The following is a 24,478-nucleotide window of genomic DNA, read 5'->3' on the forward strand; positions in this document are numbered from 1 at the left end:
ATGCGCCGTCGTGCGAACGGCTGACCCTGTAAGCAAGCACGCTCCAACCCGTCGCGAGATCGTTGCAGCGGGTTTCTCGTTGCCTCGACGAGGCGTCATCCCGTCCCTCCGGACGCCGAGGGCAGCGCGGTCGGCTCGCGCGAAGTCCCTGTCGGGCAGCGGCGTCCAGTTGCCCATCCACCACCGGTCAGCGCGTGCGGCGGCCCGCCGGCGTCATCGGCCTGCTGAACGGCCCCTTCGGCACCGTCCGCTCGACGGCTGCGAAGGCCCTCCCCATGAGGTGCCGGCGGGTACACCGCCAAGGACCGGAGCACGGCCCGAACGCCGACCCGGCTCGGACGGCCGCGACGGCGGAGCCGGCGCCCCTTTGCGCTGCGGTCCTTCCGCATCTCGAAGTCGTCGCCCCCTGCACCGGGGTACTGCAACGACCACCGGACCGGAGCCACGGCCGCCAGGGGCTTCGCCGTACGTGTACGGGTTCCGTGTACCGGCCCACCCGGTAGGTGGCCGTAGGCGCTACACGTACCGGTAGACAGTGCTGTGGTCCTCCAGTTCCTCCGGTGTCACGCCCCACGGCGGCATCTTCTCGTGCCGCGCGACGATCCGGCCGCGCTGGGCGTCCCCCGGGCCGGGCGGCTTCGCCGGGAGATAGCGGGCACCTCGATGCATCAGCTGCCAGCGAGACCACACGAGGTCGACGAAGGCATGGTGCATCCAGAAGACGGGGTCGTTGACGGAGGCGCCGGTCGCCATGTGGCCGCCGACCCATCGGTGGACCCGGTTGTGGTTGCGCCACGACACGGCGCCGCTCCCCTGCCCCCACCCCTCCAGCTTGTTGCGGAACCCTTTGGCGGACGTGGAGTTCCAGGGGGGCGTGTCGTAGACCGGATCGGCAAGGGTCGTCTTCAGCTCCCTGGCCGTGGGCAGGGCGATGGGGTTCCGGGAGCGGCTCAGGTCGCGCATGAGGTACTCGGCGTCGGTAACCCCCTCTTTGATGGTCCACTGGCCGTGCTGGTAGGCGAAGGGGCCGGTCATGACCTGCCGGTCGGAACGCCGCCCGGTGCCGCCGAGCAGGTCCTCGGTCCACGGTACGGCCGTCGATGTGCGGTCGCGCGTCCAGTCCCAGTACGGCAGGGACACCGACTCGTCGACGCGGCGCAGCGCCCCCTCCATGTCCAGCAGCAACCTGCGGTGCCACGGCAGGAAGGAGGGTGTCATGTGGGCCGCGCGCAGCCCGCCCTCGCCGTCAGGAACCGAGTACTGCATGTGCATGCGCACGTACTCGTCGTACTCGCCGCGGCGTTTGAGCTCGATGAGCGCGGCGACGAACCGGCGCCGCTCGGAAGGGGTGAGCGTGCTGACGTTCTTACGCGTGTACACCATGGCGATGATCCCCCTGTGTCACCTGGCCGCCGCTCGGCGTGCCGCTGTCGTCCATGTGACTGCCGCTTCCGTCCCTGACGTCCAACCGCGCGGTGGGGCCGAGTTCGTCCACAGCCGCGCGCGCCGCGGCGAGCGGCGTCGGATACGACTGGTAGTGGTCGATCATGGTCATCCAACTGCCGTCCACGCGACGCATCAGGTGCAGTGGTCGCCCGTCCACGGTGACGTGCCACGCGCGGGAGACGTCGCCCCCGGGCCGCTCGGCGTCGTCCCTGACGCCGACGATGCGCCGTCCGCGATATGTCTCGTCGAACCGCGCCCTTTCCGGAGAGCCCGACGCGGCCAGGACCGGCGCGAGCGCCACCCCGGCCGCCGCCGCGAACAACCCCCGCAGCACCAGCCTCCGCCGGGGGAAGCCGACGGCACCCCTCGTTGAGTCGGCCGCGTAACTCGCGGAATCCGCCGCCCTGTTCACCGATCCGGTCACGACTTCCGCCCGACCGGCCCTCGACGACCGTCCATCGGCCATGGCGCGCAGCGCGAGCCGTCGGCGAAGGCGTCACCGACCGGCGGGCCGATGTCACCCGACAACTTCTCGCCTGCGCTCGGGGTGGGCGTGGAGTCGCCCCGGCCGCCTTCGAGGGCGGGGGCGAGGAAGGAGACCATGTCACCGTCGAGAGCTTCACCGCTCGATTCCGGGGCGACGGACCTGCCGGGGTCGTCGGCTCGTAATAGGCGCGTTTCGCGGGTAATAGAGGTCACCGCGGCACCTTACAGACGCACCGGAACAGACTAGGACGTTCTCTCACCCGAACGGACCACCGCAGGGCGACATAACCACACGAATGAGGGGTTCATGGCTCGGCGGGCGGTGGTGCCGACAGACGAGACGGGCGGCGGTGAGCGCCCAGCCGAAGCTGATCACCTCGGCACCCAGCGCCGGGGGCGACCGGTGCGGGTGAGCACGGGGCGACCGGTGCGGGTGAGCACGGCGTCCGGGCCGGACATCGGCATTCCTCACCGCAATCCATGAGCCCGTGCGATGGCGAAATCCCGTGTGATGCGAAATTTCTCGCGAGGGATTTCGCATCACACGGGAGAATCTCCTTGCCGAACACCGTCATCGACAACAGGCCACACTCGTGCCGCCGACACGCGATGCGCCCAAATCCGCAGTGAAACGTCGATCGACCGAGAACTCCGACACGCGGAGGGCCGACTCCGCACTGCGCGGAATCGGCCCTCTTCGAAGAATTACCGGGAAATGCCAGAAGCGCTGGATCAGGAAGCGGCGGGCATCGCGTCCGGGGTAGCTGTCAGCTCTCCAGCGGGACGCCGCCCACCAGCGGGGTGCCGGTGCTCAGGGCCGCGGTCGAGCGGTTCACCGCGTTCAGCGCCAACTCCTTGTTCTCCTTGACGTCGAGCACCTCCGACGACTCGAGCGGTGCCACCTTCACGGGCCCCTGGTTGAGGGTGGTCACTGCGTCGTTGAGGCTCTCGTGCGCCACCTCGGTCGCACTGAGGGCGAACGCTGGCGCGGCGGCACCTGCAATGACCAGGGACCCGGTGAGGACAGCGGCAGCCTTCAGAGACTTCATCGTGTTCCTTTCTTCGGCAACGTGAGTAGCCGGAGAGAATTGCTGACGCCGTGCACAACGAGCGCCGACCGGACCGGAAACCCTGTGTACGGCGGATGGCCGAGTCCTCATATGAGATCCCGGAAGGATATGACTCCGAAAGTCGCGGACGCGGGACGAGAAGAGGCGGAGAAGAATAGCCCGTGCGCCGGCACCGTAGGCCGGCGCAACCGCTGGGCGGGCGCAGTCCTCGCCCCACTGCGGCGCACGGCTCGGCCGTCAGGCCAGGCCGGTCCTGACAGCACGGGCAGGCCGCCGACGAGCGATGCGGCGGTGATGAGGTCGAGGCCTCGTTCAGGCGCTTGGTCGCCGGGTGACCTGGCGGGCGTCACCGGAGGCGACCGCCTGGAGGGAGCTGTCGCCCTGTTCACCCAGGACGGTGGAATACGCGGTGTCCTGTCAGCACCGTGCCTTTTCTGTCAACGCGCGCGCTTCTCCTGCGGTCCGCCCCCCATAAGAGGATTTCAGAAAAGTCCGACTTAAGTCATCCAACACACTTGCCGCGTTTAACGTGATTAGCACCGTTAGCGGCTAGAGTGACGCGCATCCATCGACGCGCCTCTTACGCGCGCACCTTCCCTTTGTGCTGCCCCTCTGACACCGCAGCCTTTCCCGAAAGGGCAACGCCGGTCATGCGCAATTCCCTCACCCCCCTGGTGCGCCGTGCGACGGTGGGCGCCCTCGCCCTCGCCGGCATCTGGGCCCCCTCAGGTGCCCTGGCGGTCGCGCCTGCCGCGCCGCCGTCGCCGGAGGCGGGCCGTCTCGCGTTCGCCCAGCGGTACCAGGACCTCCAGCACGGCGGCATCGTCCGCGCGGCCAACGTCTCCATCAGCTGCCGGACGGCACGGCCGGTCCGCGGGTCACAGCCGTCGACGGCGCGTTCCTGCCCGGCCACGCGCGCGGGCGGGACCGGAGTGAACGGCGACTTCGACATGGCCTACGTCGATGTCGACAAGGACCCGAACACCTACAACTCCTCCCGTGCGGAGGTCCGTCTGCCCAAGGGCTCACGGGTCAGCTACGCACGGCTGTACTGGGGTGGCAACCTCCGCGTCGGCGAGCAGAAGCCGCCGAAGGACAATGGGCGGGTGCTGGTCGCCGAACCAGGCGGGAAGTACCGGGAGGTCCTCGCGGACACGGTCGTCGGCCACCGCGTGGCGCATGGTGCGGACGCCTTCCAGGCCTCGGCGAACGTCACGAGGCTGGTCCGGGAGAGCGGGCCGGGTCTGTACACCGTGGCGCAGGTCAACGTGGCGATGGGCAGGTCGGCGGCCGGCGCGTGGGGTGGCTGGACGCTGGTGGTGGCGTACGAGAACGCGGCGCAGCCGCTGCGCCACCTCGCGGTCTGGGACGGCTTCGACGCACTGAAATCCGGCGCGGGGCAGGAGATCCGGTTGCGCGGGCTACGCTTCCCGGCGGGCGCGGGCGGCCGTGCGGGCCTGGTGACGTACGACGGAGACCACGGCGTAACCGGCGACACGCTCACCCTCACGACCACCCGCACACACTCCGCCCCTCCGACCCGCCGGACCACGGTCACCGCCCTCGCCAACGCCGGCAATTCCCGCGACGACGTCCTGAACTCCACGATCAGTGAACCCGGGACGGCCCAGCCGCGGCGTGTACCGGCGTACGCCCGAACCCTCGGCTACGACTCCGATGTGTTCGACCTCGGATCAGGCTTGCGGTACGGCGGTGACCGGTTGGCCTTCCGATTCGTTTCGCAGCGGGACGTGGCCTGGGCCGGCGTGCTCTTCGTCGCCGTCGACGCGCAGCAGTGAGGCGTGTTCCCCAGCGTTCCGAGTGCCAGCGTGAGCCGAGGACATCGCACATGCATCCGTCACCGTCCGACCCTCGACCACGTGTCCTGCACATCACCCAGCCCGTGAACGGGGGAGTCGCCCGCGTCGTGACGGACCTGGTACGGGCGCAGCTCGCGGCCGGTCTGGCCGTCACGGTGGTCTGTCCCGACGGCGCGCTCACCACCGGACTCCGGCCGCTGGGCGCGGACGTACGGCACTGGCACGCGACGCGGACACCGGGGCCGTCGCTCGTGCGGGAGGTACGACACCTCGTCCGTGTGATCGACGACGTACGCCCCCACCTGGTGCACGCGCACAGCGCGAAGGCCGGGCTCGCCGGGCGGCTCGCCGTGCGGGGGCGCATCCCCACCGTGTTCCAGCCTCACGCCTGGTCGTTCGAGGCCGTCGGCGGGGCCACCTCGGCGCTCGCGCTGGCGTGGGAGCGGTGGGGGGCGCGTTGGGCCTCCCGCGTGATGTGCGTGAGCGAGGCGGAGCGCACGACCGGCGTGCGGGCCGGGATCAGTGGGCGGTGGAGTGTCATCCCCAACGGCGTCGACCTGCAGCACTTCCGCCCCGCCCCGGCCGGCACCGTACGGGCCGGGCTGAGCCCGTTGCGCGAGGTCGATCCCGACGCCCCGCTCGTCGTCTGTGTGGGGCGGCTGTGCCGGCAGAAGGGGCAGGACGTCCTGCTGACAGCGTGGAGTTCCATCGCCCGCAGGGTGCCCGGCGCGCGTCTCGTCCTGGTCGGCGACGGGCCGGACCTGGACCAGCTCCGGGCGCGTGCGCCGAGGTCCGTGCTGTTCGCGGGAGCCGTCGCCGACGCGGTCACCTGGTACCAGGCCGCCGATCTCGTCGTTCTGCCGTCCCGTTGGGAGGGCATGGCGCTCGCCCCGCTGGAGGCGATGGCCTGCGGGCGGCCGGTGGTGGTCACCGACGTCGACGGTGCCCGCGAGAGCCTGCCCGGTGCGCTCGCCGCCCGCTGCCTGGTCCCGCCGGAGAACCCGACCGTGCTGGCCAGGGCCGTCACCGAACTGCTGCTCGACCCGCTGGTGCGTGAGTCGCTCGGCCGCCGGGGGCGCCGGTACGTCCTGTCCTCGCACGACGTGCGGCACACCACCGAGGCGGTCGTGGACGTCTATCGCGACCTGATCAGCCTGCGGCCCGCACCACGCGTCGCGCCCCCAGAGCATAGGGAGTCCATCCACTCGTGACCGCGGAAAGCGCCCTCTCCTCCCCCGGCACACAGGCCCGGGATCACCGGTTCCCGCCCGTCTCCGTCATGCCGCCTCGCGGCGCCGCCCGGGGTTCACGGTTCACCGCCCGCAGGCCGCCCGCGCGGCCGGCCTCGCCGATGCCCCTGCTCGTCGCGGACGGCACGGCCGCCCTGCTGGGCGCCCTGACACTGACGGGGGCCCAGTTCCGTCCGCTCCCGCCGGCCCTGCTGGTGGCCGCGTCGCTGTTGCTGCGTCCACGCCGTGTGCGCCCGTCGGCACCGGGGGTCCTGGACGAACTGCCCGCCGTCTGTGGCCGGACCGCGGTGGCCTGGTTGACGCTCGCGGCGCTCGTGGCGGCGTACCGGCCGGACCAGGCGCTGTCCGCCCGCGCCCTGCTGGTGGGCTTCGTCGTGCAGGCGGCGGCGAGCTGCGCGCTGCGCGGCACCGTGCACGCGAGACGGCGCGCGGCACTGCTGAGCCACCCGCACACCGCGCTCGTCATCGGCCCGGCGGCGACCGCGCAGCGCGTGGCCACCGCCGTGCTGCGGCATCCGCAGTGCGGGGTGCGGCCGGTGGGGATCGTGGCCGAACGGCAGGACGGCGCCGAGGGCCTGCCGGTGCTGACGACCGGTGAGGAGGTCGAACGGGCGGTCGTGCAGAACGGCGTGCGCGCGGTGCTGGCCGTCCACCCCTCGGTGCGGACCCAAAAGGGGCCGCTGCTGCGCGCGCTGGCCGAGTGGGGCTGCGTGGTGTGGGAGGTCGACGCCGAGTCCCCGTCGTACGCGGCGCAGGAGCGGCTGGCCGGGTTCTCCTGTCGGCGCCTGGAGATGGCCGCGTCGCGTCGTGGCAGCGCGGCCAAGCGGACGCTCGACGTCCTGGTGTCGGGGACGCTGCTGCTGCTGGTCAGTCCTCTGTTGCTGGTCTGCGCGGTGGCGCTGCGGATCAGCGACGGGCCGGGCGTGGTGTTCCGGCAGGAGCGCATCGGCAAGGGCGGAAAGCCCTTCACCCTGCTGAAGTTCCGCACTCACCGTCCGGTCGACGAGCACGAGGCGGCGACCCGGTGGAGCGTGGCGAACGAACACGAGATGCGCGCGTTCTGCCGCATGCTGCGGCGCACCTCGCTCGACGAGCTGCTCCAGCTGTGGAACGTGCTCCGGGGCGACATGAGCCTGGTCGGTCCGCGGCCCGAACGCCCCTACTTCGTCGCGCAGTTCAGCCGTACCCACCCCGGCTACGCGGCCCGTCACCGCTTGCGGACCGGCATCACCGGCCTCGCCCAGATCCATGGGCTGCGCGGCGACACGTCCATCGAGGACCGCTGCCGCTTCGACAACGTCTACATCGACAACTGGTCGCTGTGGCAGGACGTCTGCATCCTGTTGCGCACCGCGGCCACGCTCGTGCGTCCGACGGGGAGCTGAGAGCCGTGAGCCTCGCACTGACGCCGCTCGCGCGCCGGGGTGCCCTCCTGACGCCGGTACTGCCCGTGGTGGCCGTGCTCGCCGTGCTGGCGCTGCCGCTGCCCCCGAGCGGCGACGCCGGCCCGGGTCCCGCCGACGCGGTGTCCGGGCTCGTGGTGCTGTACTGCGCGATCCGCCTCCTGCGGGAGCGGCGGCGAGCCCTGTCACGTACCGCTGCCGTGGTGCTGGGCCTGCCGGTCATCGGGCTGGCGCTCGCCGCCACGGGGGCGTACTCGCCCGAGGCCGGGATCGCCGGAATGGGCCGGTATCTGCAGATCTTCGTGCTCGTGCCGGCGGCGGTCCTGCTGCTGATCCGCGACCGGGGCGACTTCCGTCTGTTGACCTGGGCGTTCGTGGGCCTCGCGCTCGTGCAGGGGGCCTTCGGAGTGCACCAGTACGTCACCCGGACCGGCGCCTCCTACCAGGGCGAGCCGATCCGGGCGGTCGGCACGTTCGGGCCGCAGGACGTGATGGGCATGGCAACAGTGGTCGCCATCGGCCTGGTGTGCGCGCTCGGTCTCGCGCTCGGGCGGACGTCCGTACGGCAGCGGGGAGTCGCCGCCCTGTGCGCGCTGGCGCTGCTGCTGCCGCTCGCGCTGTCCTTCAGCCGGGGCGCGTGGATCGCCACGGCCGTGACCTGTGCGGTGCAACTGGTGCTGGCCGGACTGCGACGCGCGCTGAAGGTGGCCGCGGCCGTGGCCGCCGCGGGCGTGGTGCTGGTGGGCGGTCTCGGTGCCGGCTCGGCGGTGCTCCAGGAGCGGATCGACAGCATCGGGCAGGTCACCGACGCCCCCGACCAGTCCGTCGTCGACCGTTACACGATGTGGGCGGCCGCCACCGACATGTGGCGCGAGCACCCGCTGACCGGCGTCGGGTTGAAGGGCTTCCCCGAATACCGGGACGGGTACGCCTCGCCGGCTCTGTCGTCGTTCAGCGACACGGAGGGCGCGGGGGCCGCGTACCGGAGGCAGCCGCTGCTGTCGCCGCACAGCATGTACCTGCTGGTGCTGAGCGAGCAGGGCCTGATCGGGTTGCTGGCACTCACCGGGAGCTGGCTGGCGCTGCTGGTGTGCGGGCTGCGGGCGTTGGTGCGGGCCCGCGGGCCGGATGCGCACGGCCTCGACTGCGCTCTGGTCGCCTGCGGGTTGCTGGTCTGGAAACTCACCGACTTCGTGTACGCCGATATCGGCGGCCCGGCCACCGTGCTGACCGCCGTGTGCTTCGGGCTGGTGGCCTGGTGGGCGCTGGCCGGGAGCGGCGATCCGGAGGCTGTGACGCCGGTTCCGGTGGGCGGGAGCGCGGAGAAGGCCATGGCGCGATGACCGTGACGCCGCCGACTCCGGGATACGGGACCGACAGGGCGACCGTACCGCCGGCGCGGGCCGCCGCGCAGGCCGTGGACGGCACCGGCCTCACCGCGCACACCCGGACGTTCCTCGCCAAGGCCACCCTGATCACGGCGTCGCTGTCGGTCGCCGGGGCGCTGCTCGGCCTGGTGCGGGACCAGACGCTGGCCCAGCTCTTCGGGGCGGGCAGTGAGACGGACGCCTTTCTCATCGCGTGGACCGTACCGGAGTTCGCCGCCACACTGCTCATCGAGGACGGGCTGGTCATCGCGCTGATCCCGGCGTTCAGCCTCGCCCTGGTCCGGCGCGCGCAGGGTGCCTCCGGCGACCCGGTCCGTTCCCTGGTCGCCAGTACCCTGCCCCGCCTGTCCCTCTGCCTCGTCGCCGTGTCCGCGCTCGTCATCGGCGTGGCCCCCTACCTGGTCGAGGCTCTGGCACCCGGCCTGCCCGATGCCCGGCTCGCCGCCGACTGCACCCGGCTGACGGCGACCTGTGTACTCAGTTTCGGGCTCGCCGGGTACTGCAGCGCGGCCCTTCGGGCGCACCGCCGCTTCCTGGCACCCGCCATGATCTACGTGGCCTACAACGTCGGCATCATCGCCACGATGTTCCTGCTCGGCGGGAGCTGGGGCGTGCGATCGGCGGCGCTCGGGGTAGCGGTGGGCGGCTGCCTGATGGTCGCGGTGCAACTGCCGCCCTTGTGGCGGCAGCTGAGGAGTCACCCGTTCGCGTCCAGCGGTGTCGGGGCCGAGGCACCCTCGAAGAATCTCGCCCTGATCAGTGCCGTTCTGCTCTTCGCCATGTGCCGCCAGTCCCAGGTCCTGATCGAACGCTTCCTCGCCTCCCCCCTTCCCGCCGGGGCCATCTCGCACCTCAACTACGCCCAGAAGGTGGCCCAGATCCCGATGACGCTGTCACTGATGCTGTGCACGGTCACCTTCCCGGTGGTGGCGCAGGCGCTCGCCGACGGCGACACCGAACGGGCCCGCGCCCGCGTCGAGCGGGACCTGGCGCTGGCTTCCTGCATGGTGCTCGCCGGCGCGGCCATGGTGGTCGCCTGCGCCCCGCAGATCATCGCGATCCTCTTCCAGCGGGGCGCGTTCACCGCGCAGGACACGGTGGTGACGGCGGGCGTCATGCGCGTGTACGCCCTCGGGCTGCTCGGCCAGACCCTGGTCGGGGTCCTGATCCGCTCGTACTTCTCGGCGGGACGGCCCACCTGGTATCCGACCGGCGCGATGGCCGTGGGCGTCGGCGCGACCTTCTGGATCGGGCAGGCGACGGTGACCTCCTGGGGTGTGTCGGGGATCGCCGCCGCGAACGCCGTCGGCATCACCGTCACGGCCGCACTGCTGCTCGTCGGCCCTCCGGAGCCGAAGGGGCAGGCCGGCGTCGGGAGCGTCCGGGGAGCGCGAAGGCCCGAAGGGCCGGGCGCGGTCGCCGCCCGGACCCAGCCCGTGGCACCGCGTGGGCGAGCCGCGCGGTACAGCGGCCGGCGCGGGGTCCCGATCCGTACCCGGCGGGTGCTGTCCGAACTGACCAGGCCGGTGCTGGCGGCGGGGGTCGCGACGGTGGCGGGGGCGTTCGCCGCGAGCGGGCCGAAACCCCAGGTGGTGGGCCTCGCGGTCGGCTGCGTGACCGTCGCAACCGTCTTTCTCGTGCTCGGACGGGCCCTGGGCGACCAGGGCTGCACGTCCGCGTTCCATTCCGTACGTACCGTCACACGAAGGCTGAGGCATGGTCGCTCCCGTTGAATCCGTCGGTACCGGCAGGCGCCCCGCGGCGCGGCCCGGTCCGGTCCCATGGGTGGCGATGTACCACTCCGTGGGCGACTGCTCCGAGGACCCGTACCGCATCACGGTCACACCCGAGCGGCTGGAGCTGCAGCTGGCCTGGCTGCGCCGGCGCGGGCTGCGCGGCGTCTGCCTGCGCGAGCTGTTCGCCGCCCGTGCCCGGGGCGAAGGGCGGCGCCTGGTCGGCCTCACCTTCGACGACGGATACGCCGACTTCCTGGAGCACGCTCTACCGGCGCTGCGCCGCTGGGACTGCGGCGCCACCCTCTTCGTCCTGCCCGGACGGCTCGGCGGCGTCAACTCCTGGGACCCGCTCGGTCCGCGCAAGCCGCTGCTGACCGCGGCCGGCGTCCGGCGCGCGGCCTGTGAGGGCGTGGAGATCGGCTCGCACGGGCTGACACACGTCGATCTCACCCGGGCCGACGACGTCACCCTGAAGGCCGAGGTCACCGACAGCAGGGCCCGGCTGGCGGAGCTGATCGGCGCGCCGGTCGACGGCTTCTGCTACCCGTACGGCACGGTCGACGAGCGCGCCGTCGCCGCCGTACGCGAAGCCGGGTACACCTACGCCTGCGCCATCGACCCCGGCCCTCTGACCGGCCCGCACGCCCTGCCCCGTGTGCACATCGGCCAGAACGACACGGCCTGGCGGCTGCACCTCAAGCACAAGCTGCACCGGCTGCGCCGGCGCCCCGTAGCGGGCGTGTGACCATGAAGGCTCTGCACGTCATCACCGGTCTCGGCACCGGCGGCGCCGAGCAGCAGCTCCGTCTGCTGCTGCGGCACCTCTCCGTCGACTGCGAGGTGGTGGCCCTCACCAACCCGGGAGCGGTCGCCGACGGGCTGATCGCCGACGGCGTCCGCGTGCACCACCTCGGCATGGACGGCAACCGCGACCTGTCCGCGCTGCCCCGCCTGGTCCGCCTGATCCGCGCGGGCGGCTACGACCTGGTGCACACCCACCTCTATCGCGCCTGCGTCTACGGCCGGCTCGCCGCCCGCCTGGCCGGCGTCCGGGCCGTGGTCGCCACCGAACACTCACTCGGCGACTCCCAGATGGAGGGCCGGAAGCTGACGGCGGGCGTCCGCGCGCTCTACCTGGCCAGCGAGCGTCTCGGCAATGCCACGGTCGCCGTCTCCCCCGCGGTCGCCGACCGCCTCAGACGCTGGGGCGTGCCCTCCCCGCGCATCGAGGTCGTCCCCAACGGCATCGACGTGACCCGTTTCCGCTTCGACCCGTCCCGGCGCCACCACACCCGCCGACGTCTCGGCCTGCCGGAGGACGCGTACGTCGTCGGCGGGATCGGCCGACTCTGTGCGGGCAAGCGCTTCGACGTCCTCATCCAGGCGATGGCGCATTTGCCGGACGACCACTGGCTGTTGCTGGTCGGCGGCGGCCCGGAGGAGAGCGTCCTGCGGCGCACCGCTCACGAGGCCGGCGTGGCCGACCGCGTCCTGTTCACGGGCGAACGCCCCTACCTCCCCGACGACTCCCCCGGCCCGGACCTGCCCTCCCTCACCTTCGCCATGGACCTGCTCGCCTCCCCGTCCCCGGAGGAGTCCTTCGGGCTGGCGGTCGTGGAGGCCCTGGCGTCCGGACTGCCCGTGCTCTATGCCTCCTGCCCGGCGATCGAGGGCCTGCCCCCGCGGGCCGCCTCCGGTGCCCGGCGGGTTCGCGGCGGCCCGAAGGCGTACGCCCGTGCCGTGGCCGGGGTGCGCGCGGCCGGCCCGCGGCCGCGTACGGCCCCGGACGCCGCCCACCGCTATCACATCACCCGCAGCGCCGCCCGGCTCATGGACGTGTACGCGACGGCGCTGTCCAGCTCATCGACCCCCTCAGCCCAGGGAGCCAGTTCGTCATGACCGACAACCAAGCCCGCCACCACCGGCTGCCCGGCCGCCTCGCCCGCGCCGGCCTTCTGCGGCCATGGTCGCTGCTTGCGGCCGGCGCGCTCGCCGGCGGCCTGCTCGGCGGCGCCTATGGGACGTTCAGGGCCCCGACGTACACGGCGACCAGTTATGTCGTCGCCGTACCGACCGAGAAGTCCGACCCGGCCTCCGCACTCGGCTTCGCACAGGCGTACGGCCGCGCCGCCACGCAGCTCGCGGTGCTCGGGGACGCGCAGGCGTGGGCCGGAGTAACGGTCCCGACACTGCGGCGGAGCGTGCGGACGGCCACCTCGCCGGACGCGCCGATGGTCGCCGTCTCGGCCACCTCCCAGCGTCCCGGCCTCGCCGCCGACATGGCCAACGCGGTCACCCGCGCGCTGACCCGGCACGCGAACGCGACGAAGGGCAGTACCCACGTCGAACTCCTCCAGTTCTCACGGGCGGTGCGGCCGACCGACCCGACGTCCGCGTCACCGGTGGTGACCGGTCTGGTCGGCGCGAGCGCGGGCGGCCTGCTCGGCGGTCTGGCGCTGCTCGTACGGCCGAGGCGGACCGGAGACGACCACCCCGTCCGTCCCGCCTCGGTGCCGGGCCCGGCCCCCGCCGCCGACGTGCACGGACAGCTGTGACGGTGACGTACGCGACGGAACTCGTCACCGACACACGCGCCTTCGCGGAGATGGCCCCGGACTGGGGACGGCTGTACGAGCGGTGCGGCGCGGCGACACCGTTCCAGAACCACGCCTGGCTGCACTCGTGGTGGCTGTCGTACGGCAGACCCGGCCGGCTGCGGCTGGTGCTCGTACGCGAGGGCGCCGAACTCGTGGCTGCCGCGCCCATGATGCTCCGGCGTGCGCCGGTGCCCGCGCTCGTACCGCTCGGCGGGCCCATCTCCGACTACGGGGACGTCCTCCTCGACGACGAGCGGGCGGACCGGGCGGCTGCCGTGCTCGCCGAGGCGCTGTCGGCCGTCGCCCGCACCGCGCTGATCGACTTCCGTGAGGTGCGTCCGGGCGGCGCGGCCGAGCACGTCTACGACCGCTGGAACGGGCCGCGCCGCCGGATCCAGGACTCGCTGTGCCTGGAGCTGCCCGCCTTGTCCATGGACGAGCTGTTGTCCCGGCTGCCGTCGGGCAAGGCCCAGCGGGCCCGCGCCAAGCTGCGCAAGCTGAGGTCGCTCGGCGTGGAACGGCACGTGGTGGCGCCGGACCAGGTCGGCGCGGCGCTTCGGCGGCTGCTCGAACTGCACCGGCTGCAGTGGCAGGGCCGGAGGGTCACGTCGGAGCACCTGCAAAGACGCTTCTGCGAGCACCTGGTGCGCTCCGTGGGACCGATGGTGCGTTCCGGTGACGCGGTGGTCACCGAGTTCCGGCTCGACGACGACGTGGTGGCCGTGGACCTCACACTGCTGTCGCGTCGGCTCGCGGGCGGCTACCTGTACGGCGCCCATCCTCGCCTGCGGGAACGCAAGGCGGATGTGGCGGTGATACTCCTCGACGCGTGCAGCCAGCACACGAGTGACGGCGGGCTGGGCACGCTGAGCCTGCTGCGCGGCAACGAGCCCTACAAGCACCACTGGCGCCCCGAACCAGTCGCCAACCAGCGGCTGCTGCTGGCCCGGCGACACACGGCTCCGCTGATGTCGGCGGTGATCGGCGCGGTGGCCGCGCGCCGGCGGGGCAAGGAGCTGCTGAGTCGCTTCCGGGAGCGGACCGGGGGCAGCGGGCCCGTCTCGGGACCCGCCGTCACCGGCGACCGCTATCGGTTCCGCGACCACCTGCCGAGAGGCACGCACACCTTCCGGCCGAGCCAGGACTCGACCCAGTCGGGAAGGCGCACTGGCGAGCAGTCCGCCGGGCTCGACGGTTTGGGAAATGCGGTGGGCACGGGGGGTGCCGCCGGTTCGTCAGGGCGACCGGAGAGGACGGACCGGTAGACCCGGGACGCAGCGGGGTTGGCCGGGCACTGCCAGACACCGTGCGGACAGTAGTCCGTCAGCGTGTTGTAGAGCGGTTTGTGCGCATCGATCCAGGCGAGCATCCGCCGCATGTATTCGGCATTGTCGCCATTACGGAAGAGCCCCCATTCCGGATAGGAGATAGGCTTGTTGTGGAATTTCGCGAAGTCGACGTGTGCTTGAAGTCCGTAGGGCTCCGCCACCTGTTCGTCGAACGGCGTTCCTTGCGGCTGGTCGTACGCGTCCATGCCGATGATGTCGACGGTGCCGTCCCCCGGATAGCACTCGGTCCAGGGAATGGCGTCCCGGCCGCGGCTCGGCGTGAAGTCGAACCGGAATTCCTGGCCCGGCACCGAACGCATGGCGGTGACGATGTTGTTCCAGTACCTCTTCCATGCCTCCGGATCGGGCGCGCAGCGGTGGGTGTACGTCGTGCCGTTCATCTCCCAGCCGAGCACCAGGACCGTGTCCGGCACGTTCAACGCCACCAGCCGCTCGGCGAGGGCGCGGAAGTGGTGATCGAAGTGTCCGGCGGCGCCCTGCCGCAGCAGCCACCGGACCTCTCCGTCGGAGACCTTTTCCTCGTTGCGCTCCAGCATGGGCACGTTGAGGACGAACATCCGGTCGTCCTTCGCCCCGCGCCAGCGCGCCCACACGTCGAGGAAGCCCGGAGCACCCTCGATGTTGCTCCAGCGGTCGCCGGGCAGATAGGTGTGGCCGACGCGCAGGTCGACGCCACCCAGCCAGCGGCCGAATCCCGCCATGGCCGCCACCCCCGGGGCCCCGGAATCGAGGAAGGCCCCGAAGGCGGGGCTCTCCTCACCGGGCTCCGGGGTCGCCGGCCCGGCGGCGGAAGGGGTCGGCGGGGCCGGCTGCGGCAGCCCGAGAGCGGGCGGGGCGGTGAAGGCCGGGGTGATCGCCGGAACGGCCGGAGCCGGGACAACCGGAGTCGGGACAGCCGGAGCCGGGACAACCGGAGTCGGGACGGCTGGACTCGGAGCGACCGGAGCCAGGACGGCCGGAGGCGGAGCCGGAGCGGAAGGATCAGCGGAGGGCGGCGTACCCGCCGCGAAACCGGCGCCGGAGACCAACGCGGCCAAGAGGGCGACTGCCCCGGCGACGACCGTCAGCCGCCTGGTCCGGGCCCGGCGATGCTGGGGAACCATGCCTGCTCCTCTCTCCGCGCTCTTGCTGTCTTCTGGGGTTGTTTTCTGCCGGTGATCTTCTGCCGCCTTGCCGTCGAACTGTTGACACCCAGTCACGTGAAGTCAGTCACATGAAATGGAATGGCGCCACCGCCCTTACGGCTTTCGAGTACCTCGCTCCCCTGTACGGGTGAGCCGATCCGAAGGAATGAAGTCCGTGCCGCTGCTCGACACCCGCGTCCCCGCCGTTCTGCTGCGGATCGACCGGAATCCCTTTCACCACGGAACGCTGGGGGCCGTGCGCTCGCTCGGCAGAGCGGGAGTGGAGGTGCATGTGGTCGCCGATTCCACGGGAAGTCCCGTCACCACGTCGCGCTTCGTACGCGAAATGCATCCTCCGCCACCGCCCGGGGCATCCCTCGACGAGATCGCCGTCGTGCTGCGCCGGGTGGCCGCCCGGGTCGCGCGTCCCGCCGTCCTGGTCCCGATGGACGACGCGAGCGCGGTCGCCGTGGGGCGCATGCGCAAGGCACTCGCCCCCTCCTTTCTGCTGCCCGCCACGCCGGGCGCACTGCCCGAACGCGTCGCCGACAAGGCCGAACTGGCCCGCGTATGCGCGTCCGTGGGCATCCCGCACCCGTTGACGCTGGTCCCGGACAGTCCGGCGCAGGCCACTGACGCCGCCCGGCGGCTGGGCCTGCCGATGGTCGCGAAATGGAGCCGGCCCTGGCAGGTGCCGGCAGACAGCGGACTGCACAGCACGGTGCTGGTGAAGTCCGCGCGGCAGGCGCGGGAGCTGTATCTGCGCGCCGAGGAGGCCGGCAGCCCGCTGCTGCTGCAGGCGTATCTGCCGCCGGGCCCGGATCGCGACTGGTTCTTCCACGGATACGCCGACCGCTCCTGCACTGTGCGCGCGGGTGGGCCGGGCCGCAAACAGCGGGCGTGGCCGCGCGGGGCCGGCCTGACCGTCATCGGCCGCTGGACGGACAACCCGCAGGTGCAGGCGCTCGCCGAGCGGCTCACCGGTGAGCTGGGCTACCGCGGAATCTTCGACCTCGACTTCCGCCGCTGCGGCACGACGGGCCGCTACCACCTGCTCGACTTCAACCCGCGCCCCGGCGCCCAGTTCCGGCTCTTCTCCGACGCCGCCGGACTGGACGTCGTACGCGCCCTGCACCTGGATCTGACACACCGCCAACTTCCGCAGCCGGCGCCGCTGGTGGGGCGGTCGTTCGTCGTGGAGAACTACGCACCGCTCGCTGCGCTGCGGTCGGCGCCCCGCGGACGCGAACTGGCCTGGCACGCCCCGGACGACCCGGCTCCCGGCCGGGCGATGTGCGCCCTGTGGTGCCGTCATGTGGCCCGTCGGCTGCGAGAGCGGCTCCGCGTGGCCCCGGCGACGCCCGTGCCCACCCGCGTGGGCCACCAGGCGACCGCACCCTCCCTGATCGACGACGAGAAGGCGAGAAATCACTGATGCACGACCTGCTGGTGGTGGGCGCCGGCCCGTACGGCCTGTCCATCGCGTCACACGCCGCGGACGCCGGGCTGAATGTGCGCGTGCTCGGACGGCCCATGGCGTCCTGGCGGGCCCACATGCCCCGCGGTATGTTCCTGAAGTCGGAGCCATGGGCCTCCAACCTCGCAGACCCGGCAGGTCGTTGGCGCCTGGACGCCTACTGCGCCACCCGAGGGCTCACGGCGCGTCACGCGGAACCGATCCCCGTGCAGACGTTCGCGGAGTACGGCCTGTGGTTCGCGCGCAACGCCGTACCGGAGGTGGACGAGCGCATGGTGAGCCGGGTGGCGGCCCGCCCGGCCGGCTTCGACGCGGTCACCGAGGACGGCGAGGTGCTGCGTGCCCGGACGGTGGCGCTGGCGGTCGGCGTCCTGCCCTTCGCGAAGGTGCCTTCACCTCTGCACGGTCTGCACCCCGCACTCGTCACGCACAGCAGCGGCCACAATGACCTCGGCCGCTTCCGCGGCAAGGACGTCACAGTGATCGGCGGCGGCCAGGCGGCCCTGGAGACGGCGGCCCTCCTCGCCGAACAAGGCACCCGCGTACGGGTCCTGGCCCGGGCGGACCGGCTGCGCTGGAACGACGTGCCGCCGCCCGGACAGCGTCCCTGGTGGCAGTCGGCGCGCGCCCCGCACAGTGGCCTCGGCTGCGGCTGGCGCAACTGGTTCTACGCGGAGCGTCCGGACCTCTTCCGCCGCCTCCCCGAGCCGACCCGAGCCCGCGTCGCGGCCACGGCGCTCGGGCCGGCGGGCGCCTGGTGGGTACGGGACCGAGTGGAGCCGAGGGTGGAGATGCTGCTCGGCCACGAGGTCACCGCGGCCCGTGCGGTGCCTGGCGGCGTACGGCTGGAGACGGTGAGCCGGACGGGGGAGCTGCGCTCCCTGAAGACCGAACACGTGGTGGCTGCCACGGGATTCCGGGCGACCCTGGACCGGCTGGGCCTGCTCTCCACCGAGCTGCGCGGGAGCCTGGCGACGACAGCCGACGGCTCCCCTGCGGTAGGGCGGGACTTCGAGTCCTCGCACCCCGGGCTGTTCCTGGCCGGTCTGCTGACCGCCTCCGCCTTCGGCCCGGCGATGCGCTTCGTCCACGGCGCGACCTTCACGGCGGCGACGCTTGTCCGAGGGGTACGCCACCGACTGCGCACCGCCTCGCCCGCCGGGAGGATCCCCGTACCGGTGGACCGGGGACGCCGAGAAGCACCGTGGAACACGCGCCTCTGACCAAGGGGTGCTGCCGGGTGCCGGACTCGATTCGTCCGGCACCCGAACGGAGCACTATCGAGGGGGCTCGGCTCGGCCCCGTCGATACAGGATGGTGCCGCCGGTCAGCAGCAGCGCGGCAAGACCCGAGACCACCACCGCGTGCCCGTCGCCACCGGTCTCGGGAAGGGTCGGCGGCTGCGTCGAGGGCGGCGCAGAAGGCGTCGTCACCGAGGTGGGGGGCGTGGTGGCCGGTGGCGGCGACGTCACGGGTGGTGTGGTGGCAGGCGGTGACGCCGGCGGCGTGCTGGGGGGCTGTGCGGCCGGTGTGTCGCCGTAGCTACCTGGCGGGTCCGAGTCATGACCGTAGCCGCTGTCGTCACCGTAGCCGCTGTCGTCACCGTAGCCGCCGTCGCTGGCGCCGCCGTCGTCATCGCCGTAGCCGCTGCCGCTGGCGCCGCTGTCGTCATCGCCGTAGCCGCTGCCGCCGTAGAGGGCAGCAGACGTGCCCGACAGGGCGCCGAGTGATCCCCCTGGGGCCCCCTCGGCGTGCGAGTCCGCGAACGCCTGGGTGACGTACAGGGACAGGATGCTCGTCGCGGCGGCGGTCACGACCATTCCCTTACTCAGGTTCTGTCGCAATCTCGTTGTCTCTCTCATCAAGGAAATGGAAACGTCGGCCCGGAACCTTTGAGGAACAGGCCGTTGCAGACCGTTGCCAGGCATGACGCCCAGGCGCGCCAGTCAGTTCTTCCTGGACCTCCTGCCGTTGCGCCGGGAGGCCACCTCACGCCTGCCGTAGTTTCGTTGCGACCTGATCTTCCGACTGGTCAGATGATGGGATCCAGTGAAGTGCCAGTATCGGCAGTCCGGGCATCGGTAGATACGGTCCGGGATTCTGTCCAGCAGTGGCTGCTTGATCAGCCAGGTCCGCGCCTCGGATTCGGTCCGGAACGACGCTTTCCCTGTCTCCGGGCAACGCGGAAAAATGATCAACGCACTCACATTCCCTCCGAGGCGCGATGTCGACTCACATTCCTCTTCGACAGAAGGGGACGGAACCGATGGTGCATCAACAGCAACTCAGGCGATCAATCGAATGACACCCCTTACGGACGAGTAGCCATTGAGATTCACCCGAATGACCTCGCACAGCGGTTGATATGAATGGAGTTGATCGGATGATACCGGGGCGAATGATAGGCGTCATGGATCATTCGCTCCCACCGGATGTCCGGAATCTCGGATGCTTCAAGCGATCACCGAGGGAGGAGGAGCCAGCAAAAACGTTACTTCCGGACCCGGAAAATAAATCAGCGGCCATCCGGAGGATGGCCGCTGTCCGTATCGATCGGCTCCCAGGGACCAAGCCCGCGTCGCAGCGCAGGATTCGCCTCTCAACCAGCCGTCGGAGGATCAAACGATCACTGGCTGGGACCGACCTGCGTGCAGAAGTTGCCGATATTCGTCACACTTTCACCGAGGATGGTGACCGGCACTGCGACCGTGATCAGGGAGGCGGTGAAATCCTGTTCACACTTCAGCAACTGCGTGTTGTCGATGGCGGTATCGGGCGAGTCACCACCAGCGTCGTGAGCCTGGGCAGCCCCAGCACCCGTCAGACCGAGGCTACCGACAGCGGCAGTCACCAGCATGACCTTCTTCAACCTGCGCACACGTATCTCCATGGTTGACTCGCGGCCACTACAGAGTGTCGTGGCCTCGATCAGCGCAGCAGAGGGGGACGCGAGATCCCGCTTCTCAAATCCCCCGCTACGCGAATGATTGACCCTGCGACCGCGAGCCGACAGATGATCAGGGCGTCAGGCGCGGCAAGGACGCAGGAACGGGTCTCACACTGGATGTGCGAGACCCCGCTTTTCGCACTGTCCTGAAATCAGTCCTCGATGGACCCGACAACCGTGCAGAAGTTGCCGATGTTCTGCGTGTTGTCGCCGCCGATGGCGGGGATGACGTTGGCGAAGGCGGCGCCGCCGTCGAAGTCCTGCTCACAGTCCACGACCTGCAGGTTGTTGACGGCGAACGGGAAGCTCTCGTCGTAGTCGTGGCCACCGTCGGCACTGGCAACCCCGCCGCCGACCAGGCCCATGCCGCCGACCATGACCACTACCGCCGCAGCCTTCTTGAGCTTGTTCATCGTGTCTCCGGTTTCTTGAGCACACGGCCCCCTTACGGACCGTGCCCGACTCGTCACTGACGATAACACGCGTCGTACTTAGACTGCTATTTCCGACACACCCGATTGGGTGCAGATTATTGAGTTATGCACTTTTCAAGACGCCGGGGCACATTGCTCGGAACCCGGTTTCCCATGGGCGCCGGGGACGCAATCGAATTCCTGAAGGCCGACAGCAGAGCGCCTCCGATGGCCACGCCACCAAGGACCTCAGAGTCCTCATGCGCACCAGTCGGAGGCGCTTTCCCCTCGCTCCCGGAAGGCCCCGTGCCCTCCTGGCCACCGGCCACCCGCGCCGCTGTGCGGCCCGCGGGACCGCCGGCCGGAGATCAGTCTTCGATGGACCCGATCACCGTGCAGAAGTTGCCGATGTTCTGCGTGTTGTCGCCGACGGCGGTGACGGGGGCGTTGGTGAAGAGGAGGCCGCCGTCGAAGTCCTGCTCGCAGTCCACGACCTGCAGGTTGTTGACGGCGAACGGGAACTTCTCGTCGTAGTCGTGGCCACCGTCGGCACTGGCAACCCCGCCACCGACCAGGCCCATGCCGCCGACCATGACCGCTACCGCCGCAGCCTTCTTGAGCTTGTGCATCGCGTCTCCGATTCCCTCAACACACACCCCTCCTGACGGAGCGTGCTGGATCTGTCACAGAGAATAACATGCGCCTCACTTAAACCAACATTCCCGACTCGCCCAAACGAATTCCGCTCATCGAGTTATAGGCCTTTCGGGAGATGGACCCTCGTGCACAACAAAGCGCCTCCGACAGGTGCGGCAACAAGGACCCAACACACGTCCTCATGCGCATCGATCGGAGGCGCTTCACGTTCGCACCCCGGGAATCCAGGACCCAACCGGGGAGTCCCGAAATCAGTCCTCGATGGACCCGACCACCGTGCAGAAGTTGCCGATGTTCTGGTTGTTGTCGCCGAGGGCGGTGATGGGGGCGTTGACGAAGGCGGCGCCGGCGTCGAAGTCCTGGTCGCACTCCACGACCTGCAGGTTGTCGATCTGGAAGCCGAACGGGTCGTCGTATCCGTGGTCTCCACCGGCGTGGGCAACGCCGCCGCCGACAAGACCCATGCCGCCGACCATGGCCACTACCGCCGCGGCCTTCTTGAGCTTGTGCATCGCATCTCCGATTTCCTCACGCACGCGACCCTCTTCACGGACCGCGTCCGAACAGTTACAGACGATAACAGGCGCCCACCTTAACCTGTCATTTCCGACACACCCGAATGGGTGGTGGTCGGCGGGCTATGCACCTTTTATGACAACCGGAGCGGCCGGACCGTACTCCAGTCACCGACCGCGCAGGCACCGTCGTTCTACGCCTGGCCCTGCCTGAGAGGCGGGGATCGGGGCCTGGTCCGGTGCCGCTCGGTCCGCCGTCTCTGGCGCCTGCGCGGACCCTCCGTATCGCCCCTCTCTCTCCAACACCCCTGCGGTCCCAGGTACGTTGCCTCGAACGACGGGCTTCCCCGCGATCTCGCGACAGCGACTGTCACCGCCAGACCTGCGGCGGTCAAAACCCGTGGCCAAGGTGGTGACTTCGCAGGCGAGGGCCGCGAAGTCACCGGCCGCCAGGTGCCGTTGGCCTGTGTGCGCAGGACCACGGCGTCGGGCGCGAGCGCGTCGGTGACAGGAGGTCGGCGGTGCTGCCGGCCGTCGCGCGCGGGGTGAGGGCGGGAGTGCGGGCCTCGCGTACGACACCGTCCTCAGCCGTGGCTCGGTCCGCCGGCCGGGTTGCCCCGGGCCGATGGACGGATCACGACGTCGTCGCCGTCGCCGGCGCACCCGAAGGCCTCCCGCTCCCGGCCCTCGTTCGGTGGTTCTGCCGACGGCAGTCGCGGACTCGGTGCTCATCGGTGGCCGCCGCCGGGTGCGGCACCGCCGGGTGCGGCTCCGCCGGGAACTGATCGAGGACCCGGTGGGCCAGCGGCAGGTCCTGGACGAAATGGGCGCCCGGACGGTCGGGCTCAGGCTGGACCCGAACGGGGCGAAGGCGGTCCTCCGGGACCTGACCCAGGCGAACTGGCTGGTGCGGCAAGGGCTGTACGTCCGGTGGGACGCGCGTGCGCGGGAGCGTCCCACCGACCGGGCCGGACCTCACCCCGCAGATCCGGCCGGCACCCCGAGAGTCACGCGGACGCCACGGGCCGCGTCCTCGTGCGAGGGAAGGCTGTCGGCCGCCGCCGCGCGGTTTCCCGTAACGGCCATCGGCTGGACTCCTGCACCTGGCGGGGCCCGGGCGGGCCTTGCCGTCGGTGTGCGGTCAGTCAGTCCTGAGGGTCGAGGTGCCTCGCCCGGCGGATGGTGTCGGCCAGTTGGCGTACCGCCTTGTCCTCGGTGGTGTCCGCCAAGTCGTCGGCCTGTTCGGCGAGTTCGTCGAGGCCGGGTGCGCCGGGCAGCGATGTCCAGCGCCCGTCGCCCCCGCGCAGGGCGTCCGCGAAGTAGGCGGCGACCGCGGTGACCTGGAAGCGGGGGCTCGCGCTGCGGAGGGAGCCGCCCAGGGCGCCGGACTCCAGTCGGCCGGACTCCTCGTGCGGGGCGCGGGTGTCGGGGTCCTGCCAGCGGACGGTGGCGGTGGCGAGGTGGCCGTCGGCGCCGGGCTTGGTGCGCACGGCGTAGAGGGCGGTCACGGTGTGGCCGGGGCCGACCTCGCCGCCGTCGACGCGGTCGTCGCGGAAGTCGTCGTCGGCGACGCGGCGGTTGTCGTAGCCGACGAGGCGGTGCTCGGCGACCGTCCGCGGGTCGAAGACGACCTGGGCCTTGGCGTCGCGGGCGGTGAGGTCGATGTTCTTCGGAAGCTGTTCGCAGAAGACGGTACGGGCCTCGCCGGGGTCGGAGACGTACGTGGTGTGGCCGTCGCCCCGGTCGGCGAGGCGTTCCATCAGGGCGTCGCCGTAGTCGCTGCCGACGCCGACGCCGAAGAGGGTGATGCCGTGTTCGCGGCGGGCGCCCTCGATGCGTTCGAGGATGGTGTCGGGGTCGGTGTCGCCGTCGTTGGCGAGGGCGTCGGAGACCAGGACGACCCGGTTGGTGGCGCCCTCGCGCAGGCCCTCGACGGCGGTCGCGTAGCCGGTCTCCACGCCCGCGCCGAGGTTGGTGGAGAACGTCGGCTCCAGGGCGTCGATGGTGGCGTGGATCTCAGCCCGGTTGCCGCCGAGGCGGGTCATCGGCAGGACGGTCTCGGCCCGGTCGCTGAAGGTGACGAGCGCGACCGAGTCGTCGTCGTGGAGCCGGTCCGTCATCACGCCGAGGGACTCCTGGGCGAGGTCGAGCCGGCCCGGTTCGGCCATCGAGCCGGAGATGTCGAGGACGAAGGTGAGGGCGGCGGGCGGGCGTTCGCCCCGCTGCTCGGCGGGGCGGGTGGCCAGGCCGACCCGGACGAGCGACCAGTCCTCCCGGTCGGTGCGGGCGCCGTCGACGGTCACCGAGAAGCCGTTGCCGTCGGGGCGCTCGTAGTCCTGGCGGAAGCTGTTGACGAACTCCTCGGGGCGGATCGTCGACGGGGCGGGACGCCGGCCGTCGGCGAGGGTGCGGCGGGCGTAGCCGTAGGAGGCGGTGTCGACGTCGAGGGCGAAGGTGGAGAGGTGGTCGGGCGAGGGGTCGGCCTGCCGGGACTCGTCGTCCGGGCCGTCCTGTTCGCCGGTGCTGTGGCGGGGGGCCGGGAAGCCGGTCGCCCCGTCCGCGTGGTCCGTGCCGCTGCGGTCTCCCGTGCCGCCCGCGCCGCAGCCGGTGAGCAGCAGGCCGCTCGCCGCGGTGAGGGCGAGCAGGACGCCGCGCAGGCGTCGTGGTCCGTGTCGCTCCATCATCCGTGCCCCCTGAGCCAGTTGACGTCGATGTCTGTGACTGTGACGGGCCGGGGGGCCGGAACGTGCGTGACGGGGCGTTGCGGATGGATCTCGAAGAGGGCACGGAAGGCGCCCGC

20 protein-coding genes and 1 pseudogene are annotated in these 24,478 nt (G+C 71.2%); 11 read left to right on the forward strand and 10 right to left on the reverse strand.

The features are described from left to right. Positions 1–516 precede the first annotated feature (516 nt). From QQS16_RS16355 to QQS16_RS16365, 3 genes are all read right to left on the reverse strand, one after another. Positions 517–1,383 carry a tyrosinase family protein gene (locus QQS16_RS16355; RefSeq protein ID WP_286062445.1) on the reverse strand — a complete coding sequence of 289 codons (867 nt, stop codon included), beginning with the start codon at positions 1,381–1,383 and terminating at the stop codon, positions 517–519. Further along, positions 1,367–1,780 carry a tyrosinase family oxidase copper chaperone gene (locus QQS16_RS16360; RefSeq protein WP_502963802.1) on the reverse strand — a complete coding sequence of 138 codons (414 nt, stop codon included), beginning with the start codon at positions 1,778–1,780 and terminating at the stop codon, positions 1,367–1,369. Before QQS16_RS16360 ends, QQS16_RS16355 begins: the two co-directional genes overlap by 17 nt. 919 nt (positions 1,781–2,699) lie before the next feature. Next, positions 2,700–2,981 carry a hypothetical protein gene (locus QQS16_RS16365; protein ID WP_286062446.1) on the reverse strand — a complete coding sequence of 94 codons (282 nt, stop codon included), beginning with the start codon at positions 2,979–2,981 and terminating at the stop codon, positions 2,700–2,702. Positions 2,982–3,652: 671 nt separating this feature from the next. Between QQS16_RS16365 and QQS16_RS16370 the strand changes: the two genes are divergently transcribed. The 9 genes and pseudogenes from QQS16_RS16370 to QQS16_RS16410 all read left to right on the forward strand — a co-directional run. Then, on the forward strand, positions 3,653–4,801 hold the full coding sequence (locus tag QQS16_RS16370; RefSeq protein ID WP_286062447.1) for a DUF3344 domain-containing protein: 1,149 nt from the start codon (positions 3,653–3,655) through the stop codon (positions 4,799–4,801). A gap of 50 nt (positions 4,802–4,851) precedes the next feature. Continuing rightward, positions 4,852–6,033: a glycosyltransferase gene (locus tag QQS16_RS16375; RefSeq protein WP_286062449.1), complete on the forward strand. Its 1,182-nt coding sequence runs from the start codon at positions 4,852–4,854 to the stop codon at positions 6,031–6,033. Beyond that, a complete protein-coding gene (locus QQS16_RS16380; protein WP_286062451.1) occupies positions 6,030–7,457 on the forward strand; it encodes an exopolysaccharide biosynthesis polyprenyl glycosylphosphotransferase in 1,428 nt (475 codons plus the stop codon). The genes QQS16_RS16375 and QQS16_RS16380 overlap by 4 nt, the downstream gene beginning before the upstream one ends. 5 nt (positions 7,458–7,462) lie before the next feature. After that, positions 7,463–8,818 (forward strand): O-antigen ligase family protein, encoded by a 1,356-nt coding sequence (locus tag QQS16_RS16385; protein ID WP_286062453.1) that lies wholly within the window; start codon positions 7,463–7,465, stop codon positions 8,816–8,818. Next, complete coding sequence (gene murJ / locus QQS16_RS16390) at positions 8,815–10,596, forward strand: murein biosynthesis integral membrane protein MurJ (protein ID WP_286062454.1); 1,782 nt, start codon at positions 8,815–8,817, stop codon at positions 10,594–10,596. Before QQS16_RS16385 ends, murJ begins: the two co-directional genes overlap by 4 nt. Continuing rightward, a complete protein-coding gene (locus QQS16_RS16395; RefSeq protein ID WP_286062456.1) occupies positions 10,580–11,344 on the forward strand; it encodes a polysaccharide deacetylase family protein in 765 nt (254 codons plus the stop codon). The genes murJ and QQS16_RS16395 overlap by 17 nt, the downstream gene beginning before the upstream one ends. A gap of 2 nt (positions 11,345–11,346) precedes the next feature. Continuing rightward, positions 11,347–12,498 carry a glycosyltransferase gene (locus QQS16_RS16400; protein WP_286062457.1) on the forward strand — a complete coding sequence of 384 codons (1,152 nt, stop codon included), beginning with the start codon at positions 11,347–11,349 and terminating at the stop codon, positions 12,496–12,498. Further along, the gene (locus tag QQS16_RS16405) at positions 12,495–13,154 is read left to right on the forward strand and encodes a YveK family protein (protein ID WP_286062458.1); all 660 of its coding nucleotides are present in this window, start codon (positions 12,495–12,497) and stop codon (positions 13,152–13,154) included. Before QQS16_RS16400 ends, QQS16_RS16405 begins: the two co-directional genes overlap by 4 nt. 50 nt (positions 13,155–13,204) lie before the next feature. Further along, positions 13,205–14,251 (forward strand): annotated as a pseudogene (locus QQS16_RS16410) (GNAT family N-acetyltransferase); the annotation flags it as partial. A 32-nt stretch (positions 14,252–14,283) separates the two neighbouring features. Here the strand turns inward: QQS16_RS16410 and QQS16_RS16415 are convergent. Beyond that, positions 14,284–15,648 (reverse strand): glycoside hydrolase family 26 protein, encoded by a 1,365-nt coding sequence (locus QQS16_RS16415; RefSeq protein ID WP_286062459.1) that lies wholly within the window; start codon positions 15,646–15,648, stop codon positions 14,284–14,286. Positions 15,649–15,844: 196 nt separating this feature from the next. Here QQS16_RS16415 and QQS16_RS16420 point away from each other — a divergent pair, with 196 nt between their 5' ends. Together QQS16_RS16420 and QQS16_RS16425 are read left to right on the forward strand one after the other, a co-directional pair. Then, positions 15,845–17,104, forward strand: coding sequence for a carboxylate--amine ligase (locus QQS16_RS16420; protein WP_286062460.1), 1,260 nt, complete (start codon positions 15,845–15,847; stop codon positions 17,102–17,104). Further along, positions 17,104–18,369 carry an NAD(P)-binding domain-containing protein gene (locus QQS16_RS16425; protein WP_286062461.1) on the forward strand — a complete coding sequence of 422 codons (1,266 nt, stop codon included), beginning with the start codon at positions 17,104–17,106 and terminating at the stop codon, positions 18,367–18,369. Before QQS16_RS16420 ends, QQS16_RS16425 begins: the two co-directional genes overlap by 1 nt. 54 nt (positions 18,370–18,423) lie before the next feature. Here QQS16_RS16425 and QQS16_RS16430 read toward each other — a convergent pair whose 3' ends face one another. From QQS16_RS16430 to QQS16_RS16455, 6 genes are all read right to left on the reverse strand, one after another. Further along, complete coding sequence (locus QQS16_RS16430; RefSeq protein WP_286062462.1) at positions 18,424–18,966, reverse strand: LPXTG cell wall anchor domain-containing protein; 543 nt, start codon at positions 18,964–18,966, stop codon at positions 18,424–18,426. Between the two features lie 806 nt (positions 18,967–19,772). Beyond that, positions 19,773–20,024 carry a hypothetical protein gene (locus QQS16_RS16435; RefSeq protein WP_286062463.1) on the reverse strand — a complete coding sequence of 84 codons (252 nt, stop codon included), beginning with the start codon at positions 20,022–20,024 and terminating at the stop codon, positions 19,773–19,775. Positions 20,025–20,245: 221 nt separating this feature from the next. Next, complete coding sequence (locus tag QQS16_RS16440) at positions 20,246–20,506, reverse strand: hypothetical protein (RefSeq protein ID WP_286062464.1); 261 nt, start codon at positions 20,504–20,506, stop codon at positions 20,246–20,248. Between the two features lie 368 nt (positions 20,507–20,874). Next, the gene (locus QQS16_RS16445; protein WP_286062465.1) at positions 20,875–21,135 is read right to left on the reverse strand and encodes a hypothetical protein; all 261 of its coding nucleotides are present in this window, start codon (positions 21,133–21,135) and stop codon (positions 20,875–20,877) included. Between the two features lie 279 nt (positions 21,136–21,414). Then, positions 21,415–21,675, reverse strand: a complete 261-nt coding sequence (locus QQS16_RS16450; protein WP_286062467.1) for a hypothetical protein — start codon at positions 21,673–21,675, stop codon at positions 21,415–21,417. 1,148 nt (positions 21,676–22,823) lie between these two features. Continuing rightward, positions 22,824–24,359 (reverse strand): vWA domain-containing protein, encoded by a 1,536-nt coding sequence (locus QQS16_RS16455; RefSeq protein ID WP_286066348.1) that lies wholly within the window; start codon positions 24,357–24,359, stop codon positions 22,824–22,826. Between the last annotated feature and the right edge of the window lie 119 nt (positions 24,360–24,478).

Origin of the sequence: Streptomyces sp. ALI-76-A (assembly GCF_030287445.1) — a bacterium.
Lineage (GTDB): Bacteria > Actinomycetota > Actinomycetes > Streptomycetales > Streptomycetaceae > Streptomyces.